General features: G+C 42.6%; 11 protein-coding genes and 1 pseudogene. 6 read left to right on the plus strand and 6 right to left on the minus strand.

Going from position 1 to position 11,051, the window contains the following annotated elements:
- A partial coding sequence (locus F6J94_RS22360; protein WP_293044257.1) for a tetratricopeptide repeat protein occupies positions 1 to 3,835 on the minus strand: 3,835 nt, incomplete at its 3' end.
- Between the two features lie 430 nt (positions 3,836 to 4,265).
- On the opposite strand from F6J94_RS22360, the gene F6J94_RS22365 reads away from it, so the two are divergent.
- The 4 genes from F6J94_RS22365 (at position 4,266) to F6J94_RS22380 (ending at position 7,514) form a co-directional block, all read left to right on the plus strand.
- Entirely contained in the window at positions 4,266 to 4,718 is a 453-nt protein-coding gene (locus F6J94_RS22365; protein WP_293044259.1) for a helix-turn-helix domain-containing protein, read from the plus strand.
- A gap of 149 nt (positions 4,719 to 4,867) precedes the next feature.
- Positions 4,868 to 5,758 (plus strand): Rpn family recombination-promoting nuclease/putative transposase, encoded by an 891-nt coding sequence (locus F6J94_RS22370; protein ID WP_293044261.1) that lies wholly within the window; start codon positions 4,868 to 4,870, stop codon positions 5,756 to 5,758.
- Between the two features lie 32 nt (positions 5,759 to 5,790).
- Positions 5,791 to 5,976 carry a hypothetical protein gene (locus tag F6J94_RS22375; protein ID WP_293044264.1) on the plus strand — a complete coding sequence of 62 codons (186 nt, stop codon included), beginning with the start codon at positions 5,791 to 5,793 and terminating at the stop codon, positions 5,974 to 5,976.
- A gap of 134 nt (positions 5,977 to 6,110) precedes the next feature.
- Complete coding sequence (locus tag F6J94_RS22380) at positions 6,111 to 7,514, plus strand: NAD(P)/FAD-dependent oxidoreductase (protein ID WP_293044268.1); 1,404 nt, start codon at positions 6,111 to 6,113, stop codon at positions 7,512 to 7,514.
- 16 nt (positions 7,515 to 7,530) lie between these two features.
- Here the strand turns inward: F6J94_RS22380 and larE are convergent, their stop codons facing one another.
- The 3 genes from larE to F6J94_RS22395 all read right to left on the minus strand — a co-directional run bounded on the left by larE (position 7,531) and on the right by F6J94_RS22395 (position 9,456).
- A complete protein-coding gene (gene larE / locus F6J94_RS22385; RefSeq protein ID WP_293044271.1) occupies positions 7,531 to 8,358 on the minus strand; it encodes an ATP-dependent sacrificial sulfur transferase LarE in 828 nt (275 codons plus the stop codon).
- A 191-nt stretch (positions 8,359 to 8,549) separates the two neighbouring features.
- Positions 8,550 to 9,323, minus strand: coding sequence for an ABC transporter permease (locus tag F6J94_RS22390; RefSeq protein ID WP_293044274.1), 774 nt, complete (start codon positions 9,321 to 9,323; stop codon positions 8,550 to 8,552).
- 10 nt (positions 9,324 to 9,333) lie between these two features.
- Positions 9,334 to 9,456: a hypothetical protein gene (locus F6J94_RS22395; RefSeq protein WP_293044278.1), complete on the minus strand. Its 123-nt coding sequence runs from the start codon at positions 9,454 to 9,456 to the stop codon at positions 9,334 to 9,336.
- Positions 9,457 to 9,764: 308 nt separating this feature from the next.
- Here F6J94_RS22395 and F6J94_RS22400 point away from each other — a divergent pair, with 308 nt between their 5' ends.
- Complete coding sequence (locus F6J94_RS22400) at positions 9,765 to 9,944, plus strand: hypothetical protein (protein WP_293044281.1); 180 nt, start codon at positions 9,765 to 9,767, stop codon at positions 9,942 to 9,944.
- Here the strand turns inward: F6J94_RS22400 and F6J94_RS22405 are convergent.
- Both F6J94_RS22405 and clpS read right to left on the minus strand, forming a co-directional pair.
- Positions 9,891 to 10,661 (minus strand): type II CAAX endopeptidase family protein, encoded by a 771-nt coding sequence (locus F6J94_RS22405; protein ID WP_293044284.1) that lies wholly within the window; start codon positions 10,659 to 10,661, stop codon positions 9,891 to 9,893. The genes F6J94_RS22400 and F6J94_RS22405 overlap by 54 nt on opposite strands.
- A 105-nt stretch (positions 10,662 to 10,766) precedes the next feature.
- Positions 10,767 to 10,961 (minus strand): annotated as a pseudogene (gene clpS / locus F6J94_RS22410) (ATP-dependent Clp protease adapter ClpS); the annotation flags it as partial.
- Here clpS and F6J94_RS22415 point away from each other — a divergent pair.
- Positions 10,933 to 11,051, plus strand: a 119-nt coding sequence (locus tag F6J94_RS22415; RefSeq protein WP_293044287.1) for an ATP-dependent Clp protease adaptor ClpS, incomplete at its 3' end; no start/stop codon positions are given. The pseudogene clpS and the gene F6J94_RS22415 sit on opposite strands and share 29 nt — an antisense overlap.

Below are 11,051 nucleotides of genomic sequence, written 5' to 3' on the forward strand. Positions count from 1 at the left end.
TATAAAAACTAGCAATACGCTTATAAAGTTCCCAATCAGGAGTATACGTGTTCCCCGGATCGTAACACCCCAGATGTTCATGAGTAGAGCGACGAATCACAACTGCACAGGGATTCAATACATTAGAAGTGCCAATCTTCCACAACCAATCTTGATGGATACCCGTATCTTTTCCATACACTTGTTGGGAGAAAATTATCTTTCCTTTCTCATTGATATTTTCATAACCCGTAAATGCTGCTCCCACAGAATCACTACATGTTTCTAGACTCTTCTTCAACCGGGAATAAAAACCTGGAAGAACATATTCATCTTCAGGAAGCACATGAATCCACTCACCGCGACTGAGGGCAATACCAAGATTAAAATTGCGTCGCGCACCGATATTTTCTGGATTGCGGTAGTAGCGAACTACCCCTCCCCCAATGGAATTCACCAAATCGTATAGAGGAGGTGTGCTGGCATTATCCAGCACTAAAATTTCCATCTCCTCCTCGCCTTGCCATTGAGCTAATACACTCGCCAGACATTCTAGAAGATAGTCAGTACGGTTATATAAAGGAATAATTACTGTCCAAAAGGGTCGCTTGTCTTCACTTACCGATACGCTTGGAATCCCTGGAAACTGATATCCCCCGATAGTAACGTCTGGTTGTTCTACCTGCGGTGGCGTTAGTGTCTCAGGAGATACTCTAGAACCGTTGTCAGGATTTACTACTTTCCCATACCGGGGATTGACTAGCATTAGCCCTTGTCGATAAGCAGATGCTGCCTCCTTTAACTGCTTCTGAATTTGATAAATCCTGCCTAAGTTAAAGTAGACTTCCCCATAACTAGGATTGAGCTCCAGAACCTTCTGATAAGATGCGATCGCATTTTCAAACTCACCTTGGTCTTGAAGCACCACTCCCAAATTGTAATGAGCGCTTACCCAATCTGACTGCATCGCGACCGCTTGCCGATAGTAAGCCACAGCATTAGTCAAATCTCCTGCCTTTTGCCGGGTAACCCCTAGCTCATGGTTCAACTGTGCGTAGTGTGCTTGTTTTTCTAGGGAAAGCTTCTCTTGAGCATGGAGTGCATTGCCGAGATTCACATCAGCTTCAGTGCAGGTAGGGTCAATCTCCAAAGCTTGTTGATAAGATGCGATCGCATCGTCCCAATTACCTTGTTGTTGCAGAGCATACCCAAGGTTGTTGTGAACCGCTATTAAGTTCGGCTGTATTGTTAAAACTCGTTGGTAATACTCCACCGAGTCAGACAACTGACCTTGACCTTGGCACAAATTACCTAAACTAAACCAACCCTTAACAGAATTCGGCTCCGCTTCCACAGTAGCTCTGAACAACTTCTCGGCCATCTCATACTGACCTGTTTGCTGTGCCAGCACCCCTAAGCCATATAAAGCTTCCGGATGATTAGGGTGTTGTTCCAAAATCTTATAGTAAACCTGTACAGCCTTGTTTAAGCGATTGGCTTGACGATGTTGAACAGCAAGTTGTAGTGCTTCAGAAACAGTTTCCATCGCAAATTGTCTTGGTTTATGGACTACATTTAATAGAAAATCTTCCAATGCTCTTACCGGTTTCAAGTCACCATATAACTTATGTTTATTTTCAGCAACTTGATCAGATATGTATTGACGATATTCAGCATCTTGACCTAACCGTACCGCAATTTTTACATAATCCTCTTTACTCGTAGCAATTGTCTCTTCCAGACCCATCATTTTTAGAATTGCTATCGTATGCCGACCACGCATCAAATCTCCTGGCAATGTCACAATCGGAATATTCTGGGCAATAGATTCCAAACTAGAGTTACATCCAGACCAACCAATGCTATCCAAGAATACATCCGCTATCGCTGACGTTCCAGCAAACCTCCTGTTATTCAGGAACGGTAAAAATATGCAGTAGTCTGTATAATCGAGGCCAAATTTATTAAAAGCATCCCTTAAACGCTGTTCAAATATCTCAGTAACCTGATCACTTTTAACATATTTAATAAATACAAACTTACACCGACAATCTAACTCTTTAGCAATTCTAGGAAAAACATCATCATAGTCAGGTAAATACTTATATAACGATTGGCAGCACCAGAACATAATCTCATCATCATCTAAGCCTATGTCCTTTTTAGCGATCGCTTCCGGTGTAATCTCCAAAGGCGTGTAATGGATAGAGAGATTCGGTAATCTGACTAACGTCTCAGTGTAATGCTCTTGAGCATTTTCTGCCTCCATTAAATCACTACTCAAGTAGTAGTCAATCGTCGGCATCCCACTAGTATCGGGATGTCCCCAAGATGTCATTTGAATCGGAGCCAGTCTTAAACAACCCAACTTAACTGTAGTGGGGGACATCCCGAATTCCGGAAAAATAAGGATGTGTAATTTATCTTCTGTGATTACTTCACACCATTCTTCGATAGTCAAAGAACCGTGAACAAATTTGACAAATGATTTTGCGGCTATTGCTGTTTCGTTATCCTGTTTTAACCCTGTGTGATAACCAAATAGTTCAAAATTCGATCTATCTATATTTTCTACCCAGCCCTTGATCGGTATTTTCCAATTAGAATGATCCCAAAAGAATTCTGAAATAACCCCAATCCGAACTTTTTCATGAGGTGCTAAATTTGGTAGAGGAATTTTCTGGATCCACCGGGGATAGCACTTCCACATGATCTGGCAAATCATGGCTCCATAAATTTGCTGTAACTCTCGGTTATTTAACCCTTGATAGGCCAGATAAAAAGGCTGAAACGCTCCCACCGCATTAGCGGCACTTAGCAGTTCCCTTGGACTTAGCTCTGTATCGCTCTGTGTATAGCTATCCGCTAATTTTTGGAGACTACCTTGGTAATTATTTCGCCTTACCTTGATTTCATCAACACTTGAATAAATGATCGGAATCTGACACACGCACATGGCCAGTTTAGCTTCAGCCAAGTTAGGGTTAATACTTAATGCTTGCTGGTAAGACTGTAGGGCTTCTTCTAGCTTGCACTGTTCGTGGAGTGTATTTCCTAAATTGTTATAAGCCTCAGCAAAATCAGGTTTCAGCCTAATCGCTTCCTGATAGGACTGTATCGCTTCCTCTAACTTGCCCTGTTTTTGGAGTATTGTTCCCAAATTGTTATAAGCGTCAGCATAGTCAGGTTTAAGCCTAATTGCTTCTTGGTAAGACTCTCTTGCAGCATCTAACTTGCCCTGTTTTTGGAGTATTGTTCCCAAATTGTTATGAGCCTGAAAACAATCCGCTTTAAGCTTAATCGCTTCCTGGTAGGACTCTCGTGCGGCATCTAACTTGGCCTGTACCTGGAGTGCATTTCCCAAATTACTATAAGCCTGAGCATAGTCAGGTTTGACTCTAATCGCTTCTTGGTAGCACTGTACCGCTTCCCCTAACTTACCCTGACTATAAAGTAAATTTCCTAAATTGTTATGAGCCAGAGCATAGTCAGGTTTAACCCTAATCGCTTCTTGGTAATACTGTACCGCTTTCTCTAACTCTCCTTTTGCCCATAGGACATTTCCCAAATTGTTATGAACTTCAACAAAGTCAGGTTTTAGGCTTAAAGCTTGTTGGTACAACCCTACCGCTTCCTCTAACTTGTTTTTTTCCTCAAATATACTTGCCAAATTAGCAATTGCTATCACGTTATAGGGCTTCGATAAAAGCTTTTCCTCAGCCTGATTATCCCCCTGAATCTGTATTACTTGTCTGTAGATAGATTCAGCCTCATCTAATTTACCCAACTGATGATTTTGGGCAGCTGTATTGATTAGAGATTCAAGGTTTGATTCTAACAATTGGTTGGTAGTCATATAGCGGTTTTCAGGGCAGAGCTAGGTGGCTGTAATACTAAATCCGTTTTGATTAGATATCAATCATGAAAAATTATTTCACCCTAGTTGTCTGGTCAGTTTGGCAAAACTTTACATAACTTTACAGGGTGCATCTCACTTTAAATGTGGCGTAGGGTGCGTTAGGGGCGGGCTTGCCCTGATTTTCCGCTCTAGCGCCAGTGTTGGGATAGCCCGCCCCGTAACGCACCACGGGCGAACCCTGATTTTCTGCCTCGTAGTCCTTGGGACAGCCCGCCGGAAAATTGTCACAGGCAAGATGCCTGTTCCACGCCTGATTCCCATTCCACCCACCGGGTCGCAAAAATTAGATGCACCCACTTTACATTAAGGCGTCCAGGAATAAATTTTTGTTATACTAGTAGTATCGGAATAGTTAAGGAATCCAATTATGAACCACTGCGTTGGTACTACCGAAGCCGCATCTCTCTTAGGTATTTCTTCTCGACGATTGCGCCAACTCCTGGAGAAGGGTCGGGTCAGGGGTGCCTATAAAAGCGGCAAATTCTGGATTATTCCTCTTTTCAAGGACCTACCACAAATCACCAAAGCTACCCGTGGACCCAAGGGCAAATGGCGTACCAGTCGTCCTCCCGCTCTAGCCACCATCAATGTCAACCGTAATCGGATTGGCACCAACAATGGTAAACTTCCTGAAGACCGTCAGCCAGTGATTTCGGTAAAACGAAGCGGCAACAATCTATACGGCAACCAGATCGAAATCCTTGGTCCATGTCGGATTGTCTATCAGCCCGATCACCCACTGCGTTGTGGTGCTCGCCTATGGATCGAAACCTTCAGTGATGTTCATTTCATTGGTGGTAGTTTTCCCGCTAGTGTCTGATCCTAAGGGCATTGCTGATTCTGGCTATGGTTTTCCCAATTCTGGGGGTAACAAAACTTTCAAAGTCCCTCAGAATTCGAGGAGCAACGGGGGCTTTAATAAAACCAGATTATCGCGCATTTATTCCTTAATTCAGGAACGCCAAAACTATGAGATTTATCAGCCCAAAAATAGATTATGTCTTCAAAAAAATATTTGGTTCCAAAGAAAGTCAAACTATATTAATTAGTTTCCTTAATGCTATTATTTACAATGGCGAACCAATCATTAAATCTTTAACCATTATTAATCCCTATAATCCCGGTCAAGTATTGACTTTAAAAGACACTTATTTGGATGTAAAAGCAGTGTTAGCGGATGGAGAAATTGTCCTAATTGAAATGCAAGTCTCATCCATCACTGGTTTTAGCAAACGGGTACTTTATAATATGGTGAAAGGATATGTTAATCAGTTAAAAACAGCAGAGGACTATATTCGTCTTAAACCTGTTATAGCTGTCACAATTACGGATTTTATTCTGTTTGACGAAACTCAGCAAATTATTAATCAATTTGTGTTTCAAGAAAAAACAGAAAAGTTTGAATGTCTGGAAGAGGAATTGCAGTTAATATTTATAGAATTACCGAAATTCCATAAAAGACTCTCAGAATTAGAAACTTTAGCCGATAAATGGATTTATTTCATCAAAGAAGCTTCTAGTTTCGATAACATTCCTCCTTCTTTAGGAGAAGTATCAGAGATAGAATCAGCGTTAAATCTTGCTAATCAAGCTGGTATGACACCAGAAGAATTAGAAATTGCCGATCGCCGTGCTATGGCATTACAAGATGAAAGAGGAAAACTAACTTATGCTGAAGAAATAGGAAGAAAAAAAGAAGCGATCGCCTTAATAATGCGTCTACTGAAAAAGCGTTTCGGGGAAATTGATACAAAAACCATTAGTAAAATAGAAAATTTAACAATTGAAGAGTTGAAAAATTTGGTAGAAGACTCCTTAGATTTCAATAACATAACTGATTTAGAAAATTGGCTTAACTAGCATTCAGCCCGGATATAGCGTTCATAGGACTCATGAGGTACACATTATTTTTTACCTCTTCCCTCTTCCCTGCTCCCTGCTCCCGTCTTGATGCAAAGCGCGAGTGGTTTGAATTTACCGTAAGACAGTTGAGCCTTGTCTTGATGCAGTCGCTCATGGGGGAAACCCCCAAGACCGCGCTGCCTCCCCAAGACCGTAATGGTGCGTTTGACCCGTAATTAAATTCGCCACGGGTCGCACCTCAGAAATTTGTACCTCACAAGTCGTAGAATTCCTATAGTTGGTAAGGTAATATAATTATCCGAACAGCAGCAGCGAAGCTGATCGCAAAAACGATCGCAAAAATATAATTATGATCGACACTTATGATATTGTTGTGGTTGGTGCTGGTCCAGTAGGATTAGCCACTGCCATTGGCTTACAGCAGCGTGGTATATCTAATTTTCTAGTCCTTGATCAAACTCGTGACTTTCGTCGAGTGGGTCAGGTTATCGATCTTTTGCCCAATGGATTAAAAGCGCTTAAGCACATAGCGCCTTCTGCTTACGAAGCAGTTAAAAAAACGGATCTGGAGTTTTTTCAGAAAGTGCAATCCAATGAAAAATGGGTTCACAAAAATTTTAAGGGAGAGCAAATTCATTCTTTTCCTATTAGCTATGAGGATTGGTTCAAGGATTATGGAGAGGGTCGAGTCTCAATTTCTTGGTATGATTTGCAGACCACTCTCAGAAACCAACTTCCCGTTGAACAGGTTAAAGCGAATCATCGTTGTATTAATGTAGTGGATGAAGGAAACACCGGATATGTTCGGCTAGATTTTGTTTCTGATGCAGCCATAGAAGCAAATCCCTATGCTCATTGGTCAAACAGACAGAACGATCAAGATACAGTCTCCTTCAATTCAGAGCATAGTGGCCAACAATTTAAAAAAAAATCAATCCGGGCTAGGCTAGTTGTTGCTGCAGATGGTATCAACTCTACCATTCGTCGGATTCTTTATAAGGATAGTCCCTACAGTGGTTTAGCCAGACCTGACTATTCCGGATTTGCCGCCCTATTCTGTATGAAAATCACGGATATTCCTCCAGAGCTAAGCACAGAGCTTGAAAACAAATTTTTTCAGCAGGAACGGATTCTCACCATCACTAATGATCAAATCTCAGAGGATTCGGCTTCTATGGAATCCCCACGGATGCTCCTATTTCGCCGTCCCAATGCTCAGTTTGGGTATTTGCTCCATCTTCCTTTAAACCAGGAAGAGTTGACAGAAAAATCTGGAAGTGCCTTGATTGCTTTAGCATTGCGAGAGTTGGAAAACGCTAATTTTCCCAAAGCTCTCACACAATTAGTGGCTTTATCTCCTCCTGTCAAAATCAAATCCCGTCCCTATTACATTCACCGTGCAGAAACTCTATATCCCTGGAGTTCAGGTAGAGTTATCTTAGTGGGTGATGCCGCCCATGGGATGCCTCCTTTCATGGCTCAAGGGGCTAATCAAGGATTGGAAGATGCTCTGGTTGTAGCTACCATGATCGCTAATATTGTACAGAAAAATAATCTTGATAATATCCAAGCAATCGCCAATGCTTGCCTTAACTACGAATCTCTTCGTCGTCCCTTAATGGAGAAGATTCAGCAAGCAACATTGAACCGAATTCCCTACAGTAACAAACAAGCATGGCATGACTACCAACAATTGGTATATTGTCGAAACTTTGACCAATTGCTGGAGACATGCTTGGATGGTTTAACCTGAAACAAAGCTAAACTTATTAAGCTTTCATACTAATCACATCCTGACTCAAAACTTGATTCAATTTGCCACTGCGATATCCTTCTAAATCCAGGGTCACATAGACAAAACCCAACTCCTGAAACTCTGCCACTAACTTCGGTAAATCTGTGGTTACCACAAATTCCTTAATCTCTTCCGGTAGTAACTCAATCCGTGCAGTATCTCCTTCTGAACGAACTCTCAAATTCGAGAAACCTAACTTCCGTAAATAGATCTCTGCTCGTCCTACCCGTTGTAACTTAGCCACTGTAATCATTTCCCCATAGGGAAAGCGAGAACTCAGACAAGGTTGGGCAGGTTTATCCCACCAGGGCAATCCTAATTGTTTCGACAGTTGGCGCACTTCCGCCTTAGTTACCCCCACTTCCGCTAAAGGCGATCGCGCACCTCGTTCCTTGGCCGCCTGAATCCCTGGACGATAGTCCCTTAAATCATCCCCATTCACCCCATCGACTACATAAGGATAGCCTCGCTCCAGGGCTAGAGGTTTGAGAGTGTCGTGGAGTTCACTTTTGCAAAAATAACAGCGATTGACCGGGTTAGAGGTATAGTTGGGATTATCCATCTCATGGGTTTGGACAACCTCATGGGTAATGCCAATGGTAGCGGCTTGGATGCGAGCGTCTTCTAATTCTTCTGGTAATAGTGAGGGGGATTCAGCAGTGACCGCTAAAGCGCGATCGCTTAAAACATCGTAAGCAATTTTAGCAACTAGCGTGCTATCAACTCCCCCAGAATAGGCAATCAAAGCCCGTTCCATCTCAGCAAATATAGTTTTTAATTGCTTGAGTTTCTGCTCTAGCATGGTTTTGATAAATAATTTTCCCTATTTTTAGCACTATCCCCATTTACTATCATGCCCCATTTATCATGATTAGACTTCGTGGTAGTTGTCGAGAACAGGGAATAGGGAACAGGGAATAGGGAACAGCGGATCACCGGAACAGGGAAAAAAAATTATGCTCAGGGCTGATAGCTGATAGGTCTTGGCATAACTCAGAATTCCCGTTGCCAGAAGATTAGGATAGCGATCGCTAGCAGTAGCACGATGTAAAGTAATCCATAAAGTCCATTTAAAAACAGTTCTGGGAACGGGGGTAAGACACCATACACGGCATCATTCTTTAAATTGAGCCGTGATAAATCCGGGATAACCAAGTATAGAGTTTCAGTCATCCGCTCAATGCCAGGATTCTCGCTCAACTTGCTTAACTCCACTAAATCACGGCTCAAGTGTCCCATCATATAAACCCCAAACGTAAGTAAGGTTGCTAGCAGTGAACTAGTAAATACACCAAACATCAGCGCTACTGCTGTGATTAGAGACAGTTCTAGAAATTGGTAAACCACCGAAACCAGGATGCTAACCACAGGGTATTCAATACTAGAGGCACGTAAGCCCAGCAGATAAATGGCGGTCATAGCCACAACCAGCACAGCCAATACACCCGATAACCCTAAGTGTTTGCCAATGATAAATTCAGCGCGGTTTAGGGGCTTGGGAATTAAGACTAAGACAGTACGCTTTTCGATTTCCTTGTTAATCAACCCCGTACCAACAAATACTGACACGATTACACCCAGGATACCCATCGCCGCTAGACCCAAATCCAGAAAAATTTTCTCTTCTGTGGTTGCTGCTACCTCCGGTAACAGCCTCAGGGCTATGCCTAGGGCTAGGGCAAAAAAGCCGATCAGATATAAAACGCGATCGCGTATCACTTCCCGAAAACCATTAGCTGCGATCGCCCAAATTCTTGCCAAACTCACCCGCTATCTCCTATGCTCCGAATTGTTTTGCTTCCATCATAGGGGAGGTACACAAGGCAAGGGATTTTTGCCATACCAAAGGGAACAGGGAACAGGGAACAGGGATTAGGGAAAAGGGAACAAAAATTCTCACAATTCCTACACGGATTGGTATATAAGGTTAAGTAGTGAATAAGCGCGAAGATAAAACTATTCCGGACGAGGCATTTATGATTTTTGTACTTGATCACTGCGCCGTTGAAGGGATTTCAGGAGTTGCCAAATACCGCCCAGAATTTGCTTAGGTGCGCTTTACCTATTAAGAATTAAATTCGCCACGGGTCGCACCTCTTACTATTTAGACTTTTAAACTATCATCAAGTTAGACTCTCAATAGCAATCATTAATAATTACTAATCACCAATTATAGCTTTTTTTATACTAATGAGGTACACATAATTTTTGCCCTGCTACCTCTTCTCTATTCCCGATTCCCGATTCCCGATTCCCGATTCCCGATTCCCGATTCCCTGTTCCCTGTTCCCTGTTCCCTGTTCCCTGTTCCCTGTTCCCTGTTCCCTTATATCACTAATCACTGTTATGATTCCGCTTCATCCACCAAGCAACCAAACCAAGAAATAGCAATCCCATTATCCCAGCAGTAGGATCGCGATTAATGCCAGTAATCCAGGGAGCAACCTTGCCCGAATAGACTACTAATTGCCCAACATCAATAATATAATAACCCCAAACTAAGCCAGCATGGAGACCAATCGATAAACCTAGCCGTCCTTGAGTTGATCCCTTGGCCCAAATCAAGATTAACCCTAGCAGCAATAAACTGGGAAATCTCGGTAAGCCGCGAATCATCTCTGGAATTGGTTTAAGGAAATGCAGCAGCGCAAATGCGATCGCACCAATCCACTGTGATGTCCTAAAACTATAATCCCGTTGCAACTCATCAAGCAACCAACCCCGAAACACCAATTCTTCAGCGAAGCCTATGGCCAAAGCACTGATTAATCCCTCTACAATCAGCCGTGACCATGGCAGTGCAGGGGTTTGGAATGCTACCCAACCCAGCCACCCTTGTAATCCAAACAGACTAAGAGTCATTAACAGACCTAGACCTAGTCCTCTGATTAACTCAAGAGCGTTTTGGGCTGTTAGCCGCAAACCATATTTTTTTAACAGTCCTGGTTCGCGATAAACCTTCCTTCCCCAAACTCGGACTAAGTACAGAAATACCCCGAACATTAGCCCCATAGTCAGGATTGTCACTGAGTTTGGGTCTCTACCAATTAAGTATATTGGTGCTGCTATGGGTAACCAAAGCAACAGCAAAGCTAGTATAAACATCCCCAACCTGAATGGTGCTGGGTATAGGGATAATCTAGCCAGCCTGGGTGTAAAACGTTTTATAATTTCAAGATTTGGAAAGGGAAGAATTTCTCCTATTGCCCGTTATTCGTCAGGTTCAATTGTACTACTCAGACCCCGGTTTTTCAGGGTTTCGCAATAAAACTCAGCATGCTCTTGAGCACAGGTAATCACCAATGCCAGCCCGGATGTATGGGCTTCCATCATAATATTGACTGCTTGAGGTTGAGTCAGACTCGTCACAGTTTCCATCAAGGTTTTAACCACATACTCCATTGAGAAGCGTTCAACAGTTCGTAAACACGCGCCTCGCTATCGCGTATTGCTCCATAATGATGACTTCAATTCTATGGAGTATGTGGTTAAAAC

Origin of the sequence: Moorena sp. SIO1F2 (genome assembly GCF_010672755.1) — a bacterium.
Classification (GTDB): domain Bacteria; phylum Cyanobacteriota; class Cyanobacteriia; order Cyanobacteriales; family Coleofasciculaceae; genus Moorena.